Origin of the sequence: Aeromonas sp. SE22 (assembly GCF_038739755.1) — a bacterium.
Taxonomy (GTDB): domain Bacteria; phylum Pseudomonadota; class Gammaproteobacteria; order Enterobacterales; family Aeromonadaceae; genus Aeromonas; species Aeromonas jandaei.
In genome coordinates this window covers 111402-130551 of sequence record NZ_JBCGFD010000011.1, presented here as the reverse complement: position 1 = coordinate 130551, position 19150 = coordinate 111402, and the positions used below count along the sequence as shown (strand labels likewise).

At 61.2% G+C, this 19150-nt stretch carries 15 protein-coding genes; 7 read left to right on the top strand and 8 right to left on the bottom strand.

Annotated features, from left to right (window positions below; translation table 11 throughout):
- The first annotated feature begins 118 nt into the window (after positions 1-118).
- Entirely contained in the window at positions 119-595 is a 477-nt protein-coding gene (locus tag AAHA39_RS16200; protein WP_005304871.1) for an Lrp/AsnC family transcriptional regulator, read from the top strand.
- A 63-nt stretch (positions 596-658) separates the two neighbouring features.
- Here AAHA39_RS16200 and AAHA39_RS16195 read toward each other — a convergent pair whose 3' ends face one another.
- Positions 659-976 carry a hypothetical protein gene (locus AAHA39_RS16195; RefSeq protein WP_041210257.1) on the bottom strand — a complete coding sequence of 106 codons (318 nt, stop codon included), beginning with the start codon at positions 974-976 and terminating at the stop codon, positions 659-661.
- 305 nt (positions 977-1281) lie between these two features.
- On the opposite strand from AAHA39_RS16195, the gene AAHA39_RS16190 reads away from it, so the two are divergent.
- Together AAHA39_RS16190 and chrA are read left to right on the top strand one after the other, a co-directional pair.
- On the top strand, positions 1282-1737 hold the full coding sequence (locus tag AAHA39_RS16190; protein WP_320656129.1) for a nucleotide triphosphate diphosphatase NUDT15: 456 nt from the start codon (positions 1282-1284) through the stop codon (positions 1735-1737).
- A gap of 72 nt (positions 1738-1809) precedes the next feature.
- Positions 1810-2958, top strand: coding sequence for a chromate efflux transporter (gene chrA / locus AAHA39_RS16185; protein ID WP_320656130.1), 1149 nt, complete (start codon positions 1810-1812; stop codon positions 2956-2958).
- A 317-nt stretch (positions 2959-3275) separates the two neighbouring features.
- Here chrA and msrB read toward each other — a convergent pair whose 3' ends face one another.
- From msrB to malQ, 4 genes are all read right to left on the bottom strand, one after another.
- Positions 3276-3662, bottom strand: coding sequence for a peptide-methionine (R)-S-oxide reductase MsrB (msrB, locus tag AAHA39_RS16180; protein WP_033113220.1), 387 nt, complete (start codon positions 3660-3662; stop codon positions 3276-3278).
- Between the two features lie 68 nt (positions 3663-3730).
- Positions 3731-5887 (bottom strand): glycogen debranching protein GlgX, encoded by a 2157-nt coding sequence (gene glgX / locus AAHA39_RS16175; protein ID WP_320656131.1) that lies wholly within the window; start codon positions 5885-5887, stop codon positions 3731-3733.
- Positions 5887-8064 (bottom strand): 1,4-alpha-glucan branching protein GlgB, encoded by a 2178-nt coding sequence (gene glgB, locus AAHA39_RS16170; protein WP_320656132.1) that lies wholly within the window; start codon positions 8062-8064, stop codon positions 5887-5889. Before glgB ends, glgX begins: the two co-directional genes overlap by 1 nt.
- Positions 8065-8146: 82 nt before the next feature.
- A complete protein-coding gene (gene malQ, locus AAHA39_RS16165) occupies positions 8147-10336 on the bottom strand; it encodes a 4-alpha-glucanotransferase (RefSeq protein ID WP_320656133.1) in 2190 nt (729 codons plus the stop codon).
- A gap of 347 nt (positions 10337-10683) precedes the next feature.
- On the opposite strand from malQ, the gene gap reads away from it, so the two are divergent.
- On the top strand, positions 10684-11679 hold the full coding sequence (gene gap, locus AAHA39_RS16160; RefSeq protein ID WP_033113224.1) for a type I glyceraldehyde-3-phosphate dehydrogenase: 996 nt from the start codon (positions 10684-10686) through the stop codon (positions 11677-11679).
- 85 nt (positions 11680-11764) lie between these two features.
- Entirely contained in the window at positions 11765-12631 is an 867-nt protein-coding gene (locus AAHA39_RS16155; RefSeq protein ID WP_320656134.1) for a D-hexose-6-phosphate mutarotase, read from the top strand.
- A 70-nt stretch (positions 12632-12701) separates the two neighbouring features.
- On the opposite strand, the gene nadA is transcribed toward AAHA39_RS16155, so the two are convergent.
- Positions 12702-13775: a quinolinate synthase NadA gene (gene nadA, locus AAHA39_RS16150; protein ID WP_320656135.1), complete on the bottom strand. Its 1074-nt coding sequence runs from the start codon at positions 13773-13775 to the stop codon at positions 12702-12704.
- A gap of 142 nt (positions 13776-13917) precedes the next feature.
- Between nadA and AAHA39_RS16145 the strand changes: the two genes are divergently transcribed.
- Positions 13918-16023, top strand: coding sequence for a methyl-accepting chemotaxis protein (locus tag AAHA39_RS16145; RefSeq protein ID WP_320656136.1), 2106 nt, complete (start codon positions 13918-13920; stop codon positions 16021-16023).
- 61 nt (positions 16024-16084) lie between these two features.
- Here the strand turns inward: AAHA39_RS16145 and AAHA39_RS16140 are convergent, their stop codons facing one another.
- Together AAHA39_RS16140 and AAHA39_RS16135 are read right to left on the bottom strand one after the other, a co-directional pair.
- Entirely contained in the window at positions 16085-16540 is a 456-nt protein-coding gene (locus tag AAHA39_RS16140) for an NfeD family protein (RefSeq protein WP_320656137.1), read from the bottom strand.
- On the bottom strand, positions 16537-17457 hold the full coding sequence (locus AAHA39_RS16135; RefSeq protein ID WP_041210247.1) for an SPFH domain-containing protein: 921 nt from the start codon (positions 17455-17457) through the stop codon (positions 16537-16539). The genes AAHA39_RS16140 and AAHA39_RS16135 overlap by 4 nt, the downstream gene beginning before the upstream one ends.
- Positions 17458-17655: 198 nt before the next feature.
- Between AAHA39_RS16135 and cysG the strand changes: the two genes are divergently transcribed.
- On the top strand, positions 17656-19092 hold the full coding sequence (cysG, locus tag AAHA39_RS16130; protein WP_320656138.1) for a siroheme synthase CysG: 1437 nt from the start codon (positions 17656-17658) through the stop codon (positions 19090-19092).
- The last annotated feature ends 58 nt before the right edge of the window (positions 19093-19150 follow it).

Sequence of the window (19150 nt, the reverse complement as noted above, 5' to 3'; positions counted from 1 at the left end):
TAGTACCCCTCCCGTGCCAGTGAGTGGTTGCAAAGTAGCCACTTATTTCGGTTGTTTTTGCAATAGTTCACCCTTAACCTAGGAAAAGTGGATTAGTCATTGCAACGAGGAAGGGGTAATGCTGAAACTGGATCGCATAGACAGACACATTCTGGAACTGATGCAGGAGAATGGCCGCATCAGCAATCTCGAACTGGCCGAGCTGGTGGGGCTCTCGCCGTCACCCTGCTCCCGTCGGGTCAAGGCGCTGGAGGATGCCGGTCTCATCGACACCCACGTCACCCTGCTCAATGCCCGCCAGCTTGGTCTCACCCTCACCGCCTACATTCATATCTCCATGGACCGCCACACGCCGGAGCGGTTCGAAAATTTCGACCGTGCCATCAGCGAGCTGCCCGAAGTGCTCGAGTGTGATCTCATCACCGGCAACGATGCCGACTACCAGCTCAAGGTAGTGGTGCGCGACATGGAGCACTACCAGCACTTCCTGCTGGACAAGCTGACCCATATTCCGGGGGTGACCGGGGTGCGCTCCAGCTTCGTGCTGCGCCGCATCAAGCACAAGACGGCGCTGCCGCTCAACCACCTCGGCTAACGGCGGGGCGACCAAAAGCAAAAGAGGAGGCCAATGCCTCCTCTTTGTTTAACCGGTTGCCGGTCAGACGGCCACTTCGCGGACCTGCTCCACCTGCAGCAGCCAGCCGCTCTGATCCTGTTGCGGCGCACCGCTCACCCGCAGCCGTTCCCCTGCGGGCACCCAGGCCCCGTCGGGCAGGGAGACCTGCAGACTCTCGCTGCCGTTGTCGAATAGCCAGCGATTTTCGCCGAGCGATTCAATCAGATAACCTTCCATCTCCACTCTGGATCCGGTTTGCCAGGATGGCGCAACGGAATCACGGCTCTCGATGAAATCCCCCTGAACACCAAAACTGGCTAGCCCCCACAGAATGGAGAGCCCGACCAATGATGACTCCATCTTGTCTCTCCTCTTTTGGAACTGTGGGGCCAGTATGGGAAGAGAAAACTGAGCGCTCTATGAACAAAACCGCAAAGTGGAACCGGGATCGCTAAAAAATCGATATTCGGTACCACTTTCGTCATTTTATGGCGCAGAGATCACACTCTCTGGCGGCTTGCTCCGTAGTAGCGCTCGTTACTGGCGTATCTCTCTGCGGGCCGTTTTTGCGGTTTATGGCGTGCAGCGCCTCCGGCAGGCTTGTCCTGCCCGCCTATCCGGCCTAAGGTAGGCCGTTTTCATTGCGCCATCGAGGAGGCTTGCTCATGTCCACCCCCTATCCCCGCGTCGGTGTCGGCGTCATCCTGACCAACCGCGACGGTCTGGTGCTGCTTGGCAAGCGCAAGGGGAGCCACGCCCCCTACTGGTCCATTCCGGGCGGTCATCTCGAGCTGGGGGAGAGCTTCGAATCGGCGGCGATCCGCGAGGTGGCCGAAGAGACCGGGCTGGCGATCAGCGCGCCCGAGGTGGTGGCGGTGACCAACAATCTGGAGACCTGGCGCGAGAGCGGCCTGCACTATATCTCGGTGACCCTGCACGCGCGGACCGATGGCGAACCGCAGGTGCTGGAGCCGGAGAAGTGCGAGGGGTGGGTCTGGTGCGATCCGCGCGCGCTGCCAGAACCCCACTTCGATGCCAGTCGCCAGTCGATCGCCTGCTGGCTGGCGGGACGCTGCTATCTGCCGGGTGATGTGGCCATGGTGTCGGCCGGATCAGTCTGATTGTCATAAAAAGATCATCGCGCTGTCATATTATCTCCTCTCCATCGGCGTGAAAGGGACGGGAGCAGCAGCGTGGGCGAGGTCTTTTGGCGGTTTTTGTGGCTGGGATGCGTCAGTTTTGGCGGCCCGGCCGCCCATATCGGGTATTTCCAGCGCACCTTTGTCCAGCGCCTGGGCTGGCTGGAGCAGGGCGAATTTGCCCGCCTGCTGGCGCTCTGCCAGCTGCTGCCGGGGCCAGCCTCCAGCCAGCTTGGCTTTGCCATTGGCCGCCACCGTGCCGGTCTTGGCGGGGCGCTGGCCGCCTTTGTCGGTTTCACCTTTCCCTCTTTTATCCTGCTGCTGGCGGCTGCCCTCGGGGTGGCGCTGGTGGGCAGCAATCTCTGGCTGGCGAGCGCCCTGCACGGCCTCAAGCTGCTGGCGCTGATCGTGGTGGCCGATGCCGTGCTCGCCATGAGTCGCCAGTTCTGCAGCAACCGCTTGGCTCAGGGGATCATGGTGGCGACCGCCGCCGCGCTCTGGTGGCTGCCCGGCCTGCTGACCCAGCTGGGAATGCTGGCGCTCGCCGCGCTGCTCTCGGCCCGCTTCCAGCGCGGGGAGGGGAGACAAGGGGCCGTCGAGTCACAAGCTGCCACTACCAGCCAACCAAACTGGCTGCTTCTGCTGCTCTTTGCCGCCCTCTTTGTTGGCCTGCCGCTGCTGGGTGGTCCCCTCGGCCAGCTGGTGGCCGACTTCTATCGGGCGGGCGCGCTGGTCTTTGGCGGTGGCCACGTGGTGTTGCCGCTGCTGGCCGAGAGCGTGGGCCACACCCTCAGCGAGCAGCAGTTCCTGACCGGTTACAGTCTGGCCCAGCTGGTGCCAGGCCCCATGTTTACCCTTGCCACCTACCTTGGCGCCCAGCTGTTGTCCGAGACGCCGCTGCTCGGGGCCTTGGCGGCGACGCTGGCGCTCTTTGCGCCCGGCTTTCTGCTGCTCTGGGCGGTGGGCCCCTGTTGGCAGCAGTGGCTGGCGCGGCCACGTCTGGCGGGGGCGGTCGCTGGCATCAATGCCGCCGTGGTGGGGCTCTTGCTGGCCGCGCTCTACCAGCCGGTGTGGCAGAGCGCCGTGCTGGCACCGACCGATCTGGCGCTGGCCGTTATCGGTTTTTATCTGCTGCGGGTGGTGAAGCTACCGGTGCCGGCTATCGCTGGGTTGCTGGTGCTGGCAGCCCTGTTGCAGGCGTGACGGGGGTTTTCCCTGCTGTGTTGTCAGGGGATGCCGCTTGGCGTTTTGCTGTTAATCGCCCATAGCGGATCGGGCGCTGGCCTGTGGTGACTGCCGAGATGGCGCGAAAGGCGAGAGAAGCCATGAGTGGCTTGGTATAAGGAAAAATTGGGTCATGCAGCCAAAATCCATAAATCAAATTTATAGTGTGGGTTTGGCGGTGCGGCAGGCTCCGGGGGCGGTGATCGCCGCTTACAGAGGGCCCCCTCCGATCCTGTCAGGCAGATAAAAAAACGGCGCCTCCATGATGGAGGCGCCGTTTTTGTAGCTGGTCGGGCTCAGGCGTCCGGCTCGAAGTCGAGGCTCAGGCTGTTGACGCAGTAGCGCTGGCCGGTATCGGTCGGCCCGTCGGGGAATACGTGCCCGAGGTGGGAGCCGCACTGGCTGCAGGTGATCTCCACCCGCTTCATGCCATGGCTGTTGTCCTCGGTGTAGGTCACGGTTCCCTCGATGGCTCGGTCAAACGAGGGCCAGCCGCAGCCGGAGTCAAACTTCGCATCCGAGTGGAACAGCACGCTCTTGCAGCAGACGCAGAGGTAGTCGCCACTCTTGCGATTGTGAAGCAGGGCGCCGCTGTAGGGGCGCTCGGTGCCCTTCTCCCAGCAGACATGAAACTGCTCGGCGCTCAGCTTGCTGCGCCACTGTTCCGGGTTGTTACTGCTCATACCGACTCCTTGCCATCAATAACGGAACCCAGCATAGCGGCTCCGTAAAGCTGACTCCAGCATGCTTGTTATGGTTTGCCCGGATCTGTGATCGGGGTTTCAGCCATGTCCGCACTGGATGCCGGCAGCAGCGCCTGCTCCGGCGGCTGGGCATCCTCTGCCGTACAGGCCAGTGCCACCCGCTCCAGCAGCTTGAGGGAGTGGGCGCGGCCGACCGCCACCTGACGTTTGATATCGTCGGGCAGGAACGGCAGCCCGTCGTTGGTGGCGGTGTCGATGGTCTGGATCCACTCCAGCCCTTCCCCCGGCGGTGGCAGGCGGAACTGGATGTCGTAGTCGCTGGCGTTGAACAGCACGTACCAGCGCTCGCCGACGCAGTTGATCATGCCGATATCCATGGCAAACGCCTGCCCCATGGGGGCGTGCCAATCCTGATCGGTGAGCTGGTGGCCATCCGGGTGATACCAGTTGACCTGATGGCAGCTGGTGGCGGTGCCGTGCCAGCTGTCATCGCTCAGTTGCAGGTTGGAGAAGACGGTGGACTCCGCCCGCAGCGCCATCATCTGCTGGGTGAAGGCGAACAGCCGCTCATCCTCCGGCCGCCACTGCCAGTTGACCCAGCTGATCTGGTTGTCCTGACAGTAGGCGTTGTTGTTGCCAAGCTGGCTGCGCCCCATCTCGTCACCGGCAAGGAAGTGCGGGGTGCCCTGGGAGAGCAGCAGGGTGGCGATCAGGTTGCGCTTCTGCTGCTGGCGCAGGTTGTTGATGCGTGGATCCAGGGTCGGCCCCTCGACGCCGTGATTGCTGGAGAGGTTGTTGCCGTGGCCGTCGCGGTTATCCTCGCCGTTGGCCTGATTGTGGCGCTGGTTGTAGGAGACCAGATCCTCCAGGGTGAAGCCGTCGTGATAGCAGAGGTAGTTGACGCTGGTGTGAGGCGAGCGCCAGTTCTTCGGGAAGAGATCCCGCGAGCCGACCAGCCGGGTGGCAAAGTCGCCCATCTTGCCCGCATCGCCGCGCCAGAAGGAGCGCACCGTGTCACGGTAGCGGTCGTTGATCTCCAGCCACTGGCTCGGGAACTGGCCGAGGCGATAGCCGAAGGGGCCGATATCCCAGGGTTCGGCGATGAGCTTGACCTGTGACAGCACAGGGTCGGCCATCACTGCCTTGAAGAAGGCGCCCATGGGGTCGAACTCGCCCGCTTCCCGCGCCAGCGTCACCGCCAGATCGAAGCGGAAGCCGTCCACCTGCATCTCGGTCACCCAGTAGCGCAGGGCATCGAGCACCAGTCGCAGGGTGTTGGGGTGATCCAGATTGACGCTGTTGCCACAGCCGGTGACGTTGGCGTGGCGGGTGTAATCGGGGCCGTGGGAGCCCGCCTCGAAGGCGTAGTAACCGGCGTTGTCAAAGCCCTTGAAGGAGAGCATGGGGCCGTCGAAGCCCGACTCGGCGGTGTGGTTGTAGACCACATCCAGAATCACCTCGAGCCCGGCCCGGTGCAGCTCGCGCACCATGGTCTTGAACTCGGTCACGGCATCGTCTTGTCTGGTGCCGTAACGGGGCTCGGGGGCGAAAAATGCGATGGGGTTGTAGCCCCAGTAGTTGGTCAGTCCCAGCTCTTCCAGCCGGGGCTCCGACATGAAGGCGGCTACCGGCATCAGTTGTAGCGAGGTGATGCCGAGGGACTTCATGTGCTCGATCATCAGCGGGTGGCTGATGCCAAGATAGGTGCCCTGCAGCTCCTTGGGGATCCCCGGGTGCTGGCGGGTAAAGCCCTTGACGTGGGCCTCGTAGAGAATGGTGCGCGAGTGGCAGATGGCCGGTTTGCTCACCCCCTGCCAGTCGAAGGCGTCATCCACCACCAGCGACTTGGCGATCATGGCGGCGCTGTCACCCTGATAGAGGGCGTTGTCCCAGTAGGTGGGGCGGCTCACCGCCCGGGCATAAGGGTCGATCAGCAGCTTTTGCGGGTCGAACAGCATCCCCTCCTGGGGGATGCCATAAACCCGGTAGCCGTAGCGCTGGCCGGCTCGGACGCCGCGCACATAGCCAAAGCGATACTGGCCGCGGCGGCCGGGCAGCTCGAGGCGCGCCAGCTCCTGCTCCTGTTCGTCGAACAGACAGAGTTCCACCTTGTCCGACTGGGGAGCCCAGACGCAGAAGTTGCAACCGTTCTCGTCAAGACGGGCCCCCAGCGGGTAGCCCGACCCTTTTTCCATTACCAGCATCAGGACTCCTGTTTGATGAACAAGGTCGCCAGTGGCGGCAGATCCAGCACTATGCTGTGTGCCATCCCCTGCCAGGGTGTCGGCTCGGCCGCGAAGACCAGACCCACATCATAGTTGCTGCCCCAGTAATACTCGCTGTCGGTATTGAGCACGACCCGATAGTGGCCCGCAGCCGGTACGCCAATCCGGTATTCGATGCGCGGCACCGGGGTGAAGTTGCACGCCACCATGATGGCCTGTTTGCCCTCTTTGTCGGCCCGCTGCCAGGCAAAGATGCTGTTGTCGGCATCGTTGTGATCCAGCCAGCGGAAGCCGTTTTGCTCATAGTCCGCCTGATACAAGGCAGGCTCATGACGGTAGAGGTGGTTGAGATCGTGGATCAACCGCTGCTGGCCGCCGTGCTTGGGATATTGCAGCAGGTGCCAGGGCAGCTGGGCATCGTGGTTCCACTCGTTGCTCTGGGCGATTTCGGTGCCCATGAAGTTGAGCTTCTTGCCCGGGTGGCCGTACATGAACCCCATGTAGGCGCGCAGGTTGGCGGCCTGCTGCCACTCGTCGCCCGGCATCTTGTAGAGCATGGAGTGCTTGCCGTGCACCACCTCGTCGTGAGAGAGCGACAGGATGAAGTTCTCGTCATAGTGGTAAACCATGGAGAAGGTCATGTCGTTGTGGTGGTAGCGACGGTGGATCGGCTCTTTCTGCATGTAGGTGAGGGTGTCGTGCATCCAGCCCATATTCCACTTGAAGCCAAAGCCGAGACCACCGAGGAAGGTGGGACGGGAGACCCCGGCAAAGGCGGTGGACTCCTCGGCGATGGTCATGGCGTGGGGGTACTTGCGATAGACCTCCTCGTTGGTCCACTTGAGCAGGCTGATCGCCTCGTAGTTGTGGTTGCCGCCATCGACGTTGGGTACCCACTCGCCGGCGTTGCGCGAATAGTCCAGATAGAGCATGGAGGCGACCGCATCCACCCGCAGACCGTCGATATGGAACTTGTCGAGCCAGAACAGGGCGCTGGCTACGAGGAACTGGCGCACTGTGTTGCGGCCGAAGTCGTAGATGTAGGAGTTCCAGTCCGGGTGCCAGCCACGGCGCGGATCTTCGTACTCGTAGAGCGGGGTGCCGTCGAAACGGGCCAGCCCGTGGGCATCGGACGGGAAGTGGGCGGGCACCCAATCCAGAATGATGCCGATGCCGGCCTGGTGGCACTGGTCAACGAAGTATTTGAAATCATCAGCCGTGCCGTAGCGGCTGGTGGGGGAGAACATGCCCACCGGCTGGTAGCCCCAGGAGCCGCTGAAGGGGTGCTCGGAGACCGGCAGCAGCTCGATGTGGGTGTACTCCATCTCCTTGATGTAGGCGACCAGCTCCACCGCCAGCTCGCGCCAGCTCAGGCTGTCGCCGTTGGGGTGCCGCTTCCAGGAGCCGATGTGCAGCTCATAGATGGAGAGCGGCTGCTCGCGCTTGTCGTTGAGCTGGCTCTCGCGCCAGGCGGCATCCTGCCACTGATACTGGTCGTGGTCATAGACCACGGAGGCGAACGAGGGGTACTGCTCGCAGTAGAAGCCGACCGGGTCGCTCTTGTGCGGCAGCCGGTTGCCCATGGGATCCTTGAGCTCGAATTTGTAGCGATCCCCGGCCTTGATGCCCGGCACGAACAGCACCCAGTGACCACACTGGCTGCGCTCCATCGGGTGGCGACGGCCATCCCAGAAGTTGAAATCGCCGATCAGGCTCACCGAGGTGGCGCTCGGCGCATAGACCGCAAAACGGACCCCTTCCACCTGCTGACCAAGATGCTCCACGGTGCGCAGCTGGGCGCCAAGGGTGTGGTAGAGGTTTTCCGGCTGGGCGGTCAGTTCGGCCAGGCCTGCCCAGGCGGCATCCTGAAACTGGTAGGGGTCGATCACTTCGGCAGTCGCTTCTGCGTAACTGACGAGCAACTGGTAGGGGAAGGTGTTCTTGCGGCGGGTGAAAACAGTTTCAAAAAGACCCGATTCATCGGTGGGCGCCAGGGTGGCAACAACTTTGCCCGACTTGAGATCCTTGACGCGAACTTCAACGGCATCAGGCAACCAGGCGGTCAGTTTGAGGCCGGGCCCATCCGGATTGGCCTGCAGGCCTAAGTGTGAGAAGGGATCGGAACAGCGGGCAGCAACCAAACGTTCAACGAGCATCGAGATTTCCTTTCATGACAGAGCGTCCGCTCCGGCCAGGGCCGGAGCGGATTTAGGTGAGTCGGCTGTAGCGGACAACCGCTCAACGACTGGCCTCATCACGGGCGCGGCTCATCTTGCCGGCCAGTGCCTTGAGTGCCTCATTGGCAAAAATATCTTCCAGGTCGGTGGAGAGCTTGCGGCGCCAGTTGGGGTATTCGTAACTGGTGCCCGGTACGTTGACCGGCTTGTCCATCTCCAGCCAGTCTTCCAGCTGGGTGCTGAACAGGGCGCAGCTGCCACGGGACATGTGGATCTGCAGACCGTGGTTGAGTTCGGTATTCATACCGACCCAGTTCACGTCATGGCTGATGCTCTCGGGGATGACACCGTGGCCATGCAGGCTGTCGAGGATCCGCTGTTTGGCCTGGTGGCGATCAGCATACAGACTCTTCAGCACATCTTCATCTGGATACAAACCCAGTTGGCGGCCCAGCGCCAGATCATCGCAGTGCCAGAAGCCCTTGAGAGTCGGCATGTCGTGAGTGGTCAGGGCAGACATCGCCTGCTCGGCATAGTGGGCCGGGGAGATGAAGCCGCCATCGGCCTTGGAGCGCTCGAAGAAGAACACCTTGTAGGAGTGGACGCCGTTCTCCTTCAGGGTCACGTCGATCCCCTCCGGCACGGTACCCAGATCTTCGCCGATCAGCAGGCACTGGTTGCGGTGGGATTCGAGGGCCAGGATGCCCAGCAGATCGTTGACCGGATAGTAGATGTAGGCGCCCTTGGCGGCAGACTCTCCGGGTGGGACCCACCAGAGGCGCAGCAGCGCCATCACGTGGTCGATGCGCAGTGCGCCGCAGGAGCGCATGTTGGCACGGAACAGATCCACCATCGGCTGGTAGGCCGCTTCGAACAACCTGTTCGGGTTCATCGGGGGCAGACCCCAGTTCTGACCAAGCGGGCCGAGGATATCGGGCGGCGCACCGACCGAGGCTTTCGGGCAGTAGAGATCCTGGTTGGCCCAGATCTCGGTGGAGCCTTCGGAGACGCCCACCGCCAGATCGCGGTAGATCCCCATCACCATGCCGGCAGCCTTGGCACGGGCATCGGCTTGCGCCAGCTGCTCGTCGGCCAGGAATTGCAGGTAGAGGTAGAAGTTCACATCCTGCTGGTGTTCGGCCATCCACTTGGCAACGGCGGGATTGTGGTAGTTGCGGAACTGCTCCGGCCATACCGGCCAGCCCCAGGCATTCTCGCCCTTGCCATAGAAATAGGCTTGCAGGGCATCGAACGCGGCCTGCTGTTGCAGGCTGTCGCCACCGGCGGCGACGAAGGCATCGAAGGCGGCCTGACGCTCGGCGCTCAGGGTGGCGTCGTCGAATACCTGACGCAGCATGCCAATCTTGGTCTCGATGACGCCGGTGTAATCGACGTTCTCTTTGGCGCGCAGATCGGCCAGATGCTGCTGGAAGGCGGGACTCGCCACGTCAGCTTTCAGGCGCGCATTGCTCTGGAATTCGGGCACCGCTTCCACATTGATGTAGGCCACGTTGAGCCAGCGACGGGAAGAGGGGCTGTAGGGACTGGCGCTCTCCGGGTTGGCCGGATAGAGGGCGTGGATGGGGTTGAGGCCGACGAAGTGGGCACCCCAGCCGGCCGCTTTCTCGACCAGCTGGCCGAGATCGCTGAAATCGCCGATCCCCCAGTTGTGGCGGCTGCGCAGGCAGTAAAGCTGCACGCTCGGGCCCCACACCTTGCGACCATTGGCGATAGGAGCCTGCTTGTAGCACGCCTTGGGCGCAACGATGAGGCGCATGGTGGCCAGCGGCTCGTCGTTGCTATCTTCCAGCAACACCAGCTCGTGATAACCCAGTTCAGGGGCCATCTCCAGTGTCACGCGGTAGGCCTGGCACTCCATCTCTTCAAATTCGGCCACGCCAACCAGCTCGCCCTCGATGGGGGTGAACTGGCCGGAGAGCTCGCCGCCCTGTTCCAGCTTGAGCTGCCAGGTGAGGGCGTCATTGACGAATTCGATGGGGAGGCGGACTTCGAGCGTGACTGCGTCACCGGTGCGAACCACCATGACGGGATCCAGCGCCCGCAGCCAGTGCTGGCGATGTTCCTCTTCCAGCTGCTGCATCAGGGCTGCTTCGTCATCGACGCGATAGCCCATGGCGCCCAGCATGGCGGCCTTGCTCTCTTCGGATACCTGAGCCGACTGGCCCCAGGCATCGACATACTCGCTGGCTATGCCTTTTGCGGCAGCCAGCTGTTCAATCAGGGTGGTCATAGTTTGAGAATTCCCGCTGTGGATTCTATCTATACTATTTTGTTTGATTTTTATGGGGTGGTACTTGAACAGTGGCTCTATGGGCCATGCTAAACCGCGCACATTTTTACATATCCATCATCACGGTTGTGTGACGTGGCAGGCACTATTGTCGATCTCCGGGCGATGCAACAACTGACCTCTTTTTCGACAAAACGTGGTAATCAGTTACATAAACAGAAAATAAATTTCACAGTTTTTCATGATATAGCGCAATTTCAGACAGAATGTTGGTTGACTCATCAGAGAGTTCTAGTAAATTTACAAGCGGAATTTTCTTTGACTACTGAACAGTTAGGTAACTAAATATGACTATCAAAGTAGGTATTAACGGTTTTGGCCGTATCGGTCGTTTCGTATTCCGTCTGGCTTGCGAGCGTTCTGACATCGAAGTTGTTGGTATCAACGACTTGATCGATGTTGACTACATGGCTTACATGCTGAAGTACGACTCTACCCACGGTCGTTTCAAGGGTACCGTTGAAGTTAAAGACGGCAACCTGGTTGTAAACGGCAAAACCGTACGTGTTACCGCTGAGCGTGACCCGGCCAACCTGCGTTGGAACGAAATCGGTGTTGACGTTGTTGCTGAAGCTACCGGTCTGTTCCTGACCGACGAGACTGCTCGTAAGCACATCGCTGCCGGTGCCAAGAAAGTTGTTCTGACTGGCCCGTCCAAAGACGCGACCCCGATGTTCGTAATGGGCGTTAACCACGCTACCTATGCTGGTCAGGACATCGTTTCCAACGCTTCCTGCACCACCAACTGCCTGGCTCCGATCGCTAAAGTACTGAACGACACCTTCGGTATCGAATCCGGTCTGATGACCACCGTTCACGCTACCACTGCTACCCAGAAGACCGTTGATGGTCCGTCTGCCAAAGACTGGCGCGGTGGCCGCGGCGCGGCTCAGAACATCATCCCGTCCTCTACCGGTGCTGCCAAGGCTGTTGGCGTAGTTATCCCGGAACTGAAAGGCCTGCTGACCGGTATGGCTTTCCGTGTTCCGACTCCGGACGTGTCTGTTGTTGACCTGACCGTTAACCTGAAGAAAGCTGCCACCTACGCAGAAATCTGCGAAGCGATGAAAGCTGCTTCCGAAGGCTCCATGAAGGGCGTTCTGGGCTACACCGAAGACGAAGTTGTATCTACCGACTTCCTGGGTGAGCGTCAGACCTCCGTATTCGACGCCAAAGCTGGTATCCAGCTGACCGACAAGTTCGTTAAAGTTGTATCCTGGTACGACAACGAAATGGGCTACTCCAGCAAAGTTCTGGACCTGATCGCTCACATCACCAAGTAATTTGGGATGCGCAATCGCGTAGCTTGAAAAAGGCGGCCATGGGCCGCCTTTTTGTTTTCCGGTTTCCCTGATGACAGGAGTCCTCATGCAATCCATTCGTCCCCTGACAGCCAGCTGCCAGCTCGCCAACAATGCAGCCGGCCTGCCCGTTCTCACCGTCAACAACGACTATGCCAAGGCCGAGATCAGCCTGTTCGGTGGTCACGTGCTCACCTATCAGCGCCATGGTGAGCCAGCCTCCATCTGGTTGAGCGACAAGGCAGTGCTGGATGGCAGCAAGCCGATCCGTGGCGGTATTCCGCTATGCTGGCCCTGGTTTGGCCCGGCGCCGGCCCGTGTCGGTAGCGGCAAACCCTCCCACGGTTTTGCCCGCACCACCCTCTGGATGCTGGACGGGGTCTCCGACCATGCCGATGGCACGCTTGTCCATCTCTCTCTGCGCGACAGCGACGCCACCCGCGGCCTGTGGGATCACGCCTTCGAGCTGGAGCTGGATGTGCTGGTCGGCAAGGAGCTCTCGCTGGTGCTGACCACTCGCAATACCGGTAGCCAGCCGCTGGTCTATAGCGGGGCGCTGCACACCTATTTGCAGATCAGTGCACCGGAGGCGGTGAGCGTCACCGGCCTTGGCGAGCCTTATGCCGACAAGCTGACCGGTCTGAATGGCCAGCAGCAGGGGGCGTTGACCCTGAACGGGCCGCTGGATCGGGTCTACTGGCAGCCTGAGGCGCTGGTGAGCGTGCAGGATGGCGATCGCGAGATCCGGGTGGTTAGTGGCAACCATGACAGCACAGTGGTCTGGACCCCCTGGCTGGAAGGGGCTACCGCCATGGCTGACATGAGCGATGATGGCTATCGCACCATGCTCTGTGTCGAAGCTGCCATTGCCGGCGATGCGGGGGTGACCGTAGCACCGGATGAGGAGCACAGCTTCTCTACCGTGATCATCTGAGCAGGATGAGGTTCAGCTAAATAAAGAGGGCTCCCGCGGGAGCCCTCTTTGCATCTCGTTATCTCGGCAATCAGGCGTTGCCCTGGGTTTTCAATTTGAGTTCGGCGGCGAAATTGAGCATGCGGTCGAGCGGGATGAGGGCTTTTACCCGCAGCGCTTCATCGACATGGATCTCGTGGCGCTCGGCACCATCGGTGAGCGCTTCCTTGATCGCCACCAGACCGTTCATTGCCATCCAGGGGCAGTGGGCACAGCTGCGGCAGGTGGCGCCATCGCCACCGGTCGGGGCCTCCACCATCTCTTTCTCCGGACAGGCTTGCTGCATCTTGTAGAAGATGCCCCGGTCGGTCGCCACGATCAGCTTCTGCTGGGGCAGCTCTTTCGCTGCCTTGATCAGCTGGCTGGTGGAGCCGACCGCATCGGCCAGTTCGATCACCGAAGCGGGGGATTCCGGATGAACCAGCACGGCAGCGTCCGGGTTCTGCTCTTTCAGCTCGCGCAGGGCGCGGGCCTTGAACTCGTCGTGGACGATGCAGTGGCCCTGCCAGCGCAGCATCTGGGCGCCGGTCTTCTTCTCGATATAGGCACCCAGATGGCGATCCGGACCCCAGATGATCTTGTGACCCAGACTGTCGAGGTGTTCGACGATCTCGAGCGCGATGCTGGAGGTAACGACCCAGTCAGCCCGCGCTTTGACCGCAGCCGAGGTATTGGCGTAGACCACCACGGTATGATCCGGGTTGGCATCGCAAAACGCGGAGAATTGCTCGATGGGGCAGCCCAGATCAAGCGAGCATTCGGCCTCCAGCGTCGGCATCAGTACCCGCTTGTGGGGGCTCAGGATCTTGGAGGTTTCGCCCATAAAGCGCACCCCGGCGACGATCAGGGTCTGCGCCTCGTGATCGCGGCCAAAACGGGCCATCTCCAGCGAGTCACCAACAAAACCGCCGGTGGCTTCGGCCAGCGCCTGGATCTCGGGATCCGTGTAGTAGTGGGCTACCAGCACCGCCTTGCGCTCCTTGAGCAGTGCCTTGATCTCTGTCGTAAGGGCGGCTCTCTGCTCGGCACCCAGGGGCTGCGGTTTGGCCGGAAAGGGGTAGTCCATTTCGACTACCGGTGGGATACTGCTCAGTGCATTGCTCATTTGCGACTGTTCCATCAACGCTCGGGAAGGCAAAAATTATAACCAGAAGCCGGCTGCAAACCCATCAACAAATCGGGTGAGTGGCAAGTAGGGGAATATACTCAACTTATTCGTTGTTACTCTTGCCATAAGGAGTTGCCGCATGAAACAACGTTCGCTCAAGTTCAAGCTCTTGTGTCTGACCATGGGGCTCTTTCTGCTCACCGGTCTGGCCATGACCTTGCTGCAATCGGCCTCTTTCAGTTCTCTTCGTACCATGGTGATGACCCAGACCAGCGATGCGCTGGAGCAGGAAGTCTCCCACAGCCTGCAATATCAGGCTGAGCGCTATGCCATCCAGATCTCCTCTCTGATGCAGAACTCCTACCAGATCCCCCTGACGGTCACTGCCCAGATTGAAGCGGCCATGGCCAAACCGGAACAACGTCTCTCGCGGCCACAGGTGGAGGCGCTGCTCGGCAGCAGCTTGCAGCAGGCGAGCGGGATCAGCTCCATCTATGCCCAGTTTGAGCCGAACGGCTACGATGGCGAGGATGCCAACTGGGTGGCCGGAGCCAGCCACTCGGTGGCGGGCAAGGGGAGCCTGGAGGTTTATTTCACCAAGGGGCAGGGGGGGGACGTTACCCAGCAGCCGATTGATGCGGCTGCCAGCGAGGCCAAATTCGATACATCCGTCAACGAATTTGGCATCCGCAATAGCGAGTGGTATCTCTGTGGCCGCGATACCCGCCAGCCCTGCCTGATGGAGCCCTACCTCTACGAGATAAGCCCGGGCAACAAGATGCTGATGACCAGTCTGACCGTGCCCGTTCTCCACGACGGCAAATTTGTCGGTCTGACCGGGGTCGACATGAACCTGCCCATCTTCCAGCAACTGGCCGAAACGCTGGGCAAGAGCCTTTATGACAACAAGGCGGATGTCACCATCGTCAGCAAGATGGGGCTGATTGTTGGCAGCAACCGCTACGCCAACAAACTGGGTCGCCCGCTCAAGGAGGTGGGTCTTGCCCTGCCGACCGGCCAGCCGGTCAACAGTGACAGTGACTTTATCCTCGAGCAGCCGATCCGGGTCGATGTCGCCAATGCCCAGTGGTGGCTGATGATCAAGGTGCCCAAGGCGCTGGCGCTGAGCAAGGCGCGCAGCATCAGTAACGATCTGGGCGCCCTGCTGCAGGGTGCCCAGCAGCAGCAGGTAATGGCCATGGGCGTCATCACCCTGCTGGTACTTGGCATGCTGATCTGGTTTATCCAGACCATTACTGCGCCGCTGGCTCTGATCAGCCGTCATGTATCCCATCTCTCCAGCAATGAGGGAGACCTGACCCAGAAGATAGAGATTGATACCCACGCAGAGCTGATAGAGCTGGGAAGGCATCTCAACGCCTTCCTTGGCAAGCTGCGTGGCATGGTGCAGAACAGCAAGGAGATAGGCCAGCAGGTCAACGATCAGGCCAGAGGCATGAAGCAGACAGCCAACACCATGCGCCAGAGTCTGGATGAACAGCATCTGGAGCTGGAGAGTGTGGTCAGTGCCATGCACGAGATGAGCACTACCGCGGTCAGCGTCGCAGGCTATGCCGAGCAGGCTGCCGAGGAGTCGGAGGCTGCGACCCATCACATCAACAGTGCCCAGCAGACCTTGAGCAATGCGCGGCAGGAGATCCATACCCTGGTTGAGGATATGCACGAGGCTGACAAGGCGGTGGCACTGGTGGCCCAGCGCAGTGCCAATATCAGCAGGATCCTCGATGTGATCCGTGCCATCGCCGAGCAGACCAACCTGCTGGCCCTGAACGCCGCCATCGAGGCGGCCCGGGCTGGCGACATGGGGCGCGGTTTTGCCGTGGTGGCGGACGAGGTGCGGGCACTGGCGACCAAGACAAGGGCGTCAACCGACGAGATAGGTCAGTTGATTGGTAGCTTGCAGGCCGAGGTGAACAGTAGCCAGCGCCTGATGAATACCGGCATCGAGCGCTCCAGCTCTACCGTGCAGGGAACCGAGCAGGCATTCGAGGCGCTCAATCTGGTCGTCTCCCAGATCCAGCAGATCCACGACCATATCAGTCAGGTCGCTACGGCTGCCGAACAGCAGAGCGCCGTCAGCGACGACATCAACCAGAACCTGATGCGTATCGGCGACACCGCCAACGTGATTGGTCAGGAGGCCAATGCCAGCCATCAGCTCAGCGAAACGCTGGAGCAAGCGGCAACGGCGCTGGCCAGCCAGCTGGATCGGCTGCGCACTTGATGGAAATAGAAGGCAAACAAAAGCCCGCGATATCGCGGGCTTTTTTATGGCTTGCTGGCGGTCAGGAGAGCGGTTCAACCAGCAGGATATGGGAGTCGGCTCCCACCACCCTGACTTGGGTGCCTGCCGGCAGTTGCTGGCTGCAGCGCACCGTCCAGACCGTATCGTCCAGATGCACCCGGCTGGTGCCCTGCACGACATCATCGAGCAGGGTCAGCTCGCGGCCCAGATAGCTCTGCATCCGCTCGTTGATGGGGGCGGCAGCATCGTTGCCGGAGCGATCCCGGTTGTGCTGCCAGCGCCACCAGACCCAGGTGGTGAGCAGGGATTGCAGGGCGAACAGCAGCAGTTGCGCCTGCCAGCCGAAGGGCCAGACCAGCAGCAGCAGGCCCACCTCCAGCGCGGCGATGCCGGTCCAGAGCAGAAAACCCACCGACCCCAGCACCTCAATGGCCAGCAGCACGAAGCCGAGCCCCAGCCAGTGCCAGTGGGTCAGCCCCTCGAACAGGGCTGTCATGACTTGCCGCCCTTGCCATCCTTGAACAGCTCGGCCATGCCGGCCACAGCGCCAATCAGGCTGCCCGCTTCCAGTGGCATCATCACCACCTTGCTGTTGGGGCCTTCACCGATGCGGGCCAGTGCCTCGGTGTATTTCTGCGCCACGAAGTAGTTGATGGCCTGCAGATCCCCTTCGGCGATGGCCTTGGAGACCATGTGGGTCGCCTTGGCTTCCGCCTCGGCGGCCCGCTCCCGCGCTTCGGCGGCGAGAAAGGCGGCCTGACGCTCACCCTCGGCCTTGAGGATCTGGGACTGTTTCTCCCCCTCGGCTTTCAGGATCTTGGACTGGCGCACCCCTTCGGCCTCCAGCACCTCGGCCCGTTTCTGGCGCTCGGCCTTCATCTGGGCGTTCATCGCCTCGACCAGCGCCAGCGGCGGGCGCACATCTTTAATCTCGATGCGGGTTACCTTGATGCCCCAGGGGGCGGTGGCGGCATCCATGGTGCGCAGCAGTTTCTCGTTGATGGTGTCGCGCTGGGAGAGCATCTCGTCCAGCTCCATGGCGCCGAGCACGGTCCGCATATTGGTCATGGTGAGATTGCGGATGGCGCTGGTGAGATCGTTGACCTCGTAGCCCGCTTTGCGGGCATCCACCACCTGCACAAAGCTGATGGCGTCGATGGTGACGTTGGCGTTGTCGCGGGAGATCACCTCTTGTGCCGGGATGTCCAGCACCTGCTCCATCATGATGATCTTGTGGCCGACCCGATCCACATAGGGGATCAACAGGTTGAGGCCCGGGGTCAGAGTGCGGGTGTAGCGGCCGAAGCGCTCGACAGTCCAGTTGAAGCCCTGTGGCACTATCTTGATGCCGGCACTCAGGGTTGCGATGACCAGAAATACAAAAATCCCTAGCACAATCAATGATTCGTTCATCATTAAGCTCCTTATGAAACACAGTCCATAGCCTAGGGTTTGCCCTTTGGCACTACAAGCGACTTTCGCTCTCTTTAGTCAGTAAATGGCTTTGCTAATTACCAAAGTGTCTTAAAAAGCATTTTTTATTATTTTGAGGGATAAGTGGCCCTGCCTATAGTCGCCCCATATTAGTCGTATTCCGAGGGATGGGTCGAAATGGATTATTTGCCGATGTTTGCCAAGTTGGACGGGCGCCCGGTGCTGTTGGTGGGCGGGGGCGAAGTAGCCCTGCGCAAGGCGCGCCTGCTGCTGGCGGCCGGTGCCAGACTGACCATTGTCTCCCCGGAGCTTGAACCCGAATTCACGGAATTTTCCGGTCGTTTCAGCCATCTTGCCGAGCGCTTCACTCCGGCCCATCTGGCAGGCCAGATTTTGGTGGTGGCGGCGACCGACAACCTCGAAGTCAACGCCATCGTCTATCAGAGTGCCAATCAGCTGGGTCTGTTCGTCAACGTGGTGGATGACCCCAAGCGCTCCAGCTTTATCTTTCCCTCGATCATCGATCGCTCGCCGCTGATGGTGGCGGTCTCCAGCGGCGGCAAGGCGCCGGTGCTGGTGCGCTTGCTACGCGAGCGGTTGGAGAGCCTGCTGCCGCGCCATCTCGGCGGACTGACCGAGCTCTCCGGCCGGGTGCGTGACAAGGCCAAGCGGGTGCTCTCCTCTATTTCCGATCGTCGCCGCTTCTGGGAGCGCGCCTTTGCCTCCAACACCCTCGCCAGCCTGATTGAGAAAGAGGATTGGCAAGGGGCCGAGCAGTGGCTGAGCGATGGCCTCGATCAGGCAAAAAGCGAAGTGGGTGAGGTTGTGCTGGTTGGCGCGGGCCCCGGCGATCCGGGCCTGCTGACTCTCAAGGCGCTGCAACAGATTCAACAGGCTGAAGTGGTGCTCTACGACCAGCTGGTCTCCGCCGAGATCCTCGATCTGGTGCGCCGCGATGCCACTCTGGTGTCGGTTGGCAAGAAGGCGGGCGCCCACAGCGTGCCGCAGGAGGAGACCAATCGCCTGCTGGTGGACTACGCCAAGGCGGGCAACCGGGTGGTGCGGCTGAAAGGGGGTGATCCCTTTATGTTTGGCCGTGGCGGCGAGGAGCTGGAAGTGCTGGCCGACGAAGGCATCCCCTTCTCGGTGGTGCCCGGCATCACGGCTGCCGCCGGAGCCACCGCCTATGCCGGCATTCCGCTCACCCACCGTGACTATGCCCAGAGCGCCGTCTTTATTACCGGCCACTGCCAAAAAGAGGGTAAGGAGCCCGACTGGCAGCAGCTCGCCGCCACCAGTCAGACCCTTGTCATCTACATGGGGCTGATGCGCTCCGAGCATATCCAGCAGCAGTTGGTGGATCACGGCCGCAGCCAAGCCACCCCCATCGCCATCATCGAGCGCGGCACCACAGCCCGCCAGCGGGTGCTGACCGGCACTTTGGCCGATTTGGCCGAGTTGGCCAAACAGGCGGTGAGTCCGTCGCTTATCGTCATCGGCGAGGTAGTAGCCCTGCGCGAACGGCTCGCCTGGTTTGGAGAAAAGAGTGGCGAGCAGCGGCGCGCCAACCCGGATCTCGATGGCTGCGACCTCAAGCTGGTGCAGCTGGCCTGAGGGCAAAGAGCTATTTGATGCGGCTGCCGGTGCGGCCGCGCACTGAACCACCAAGCGC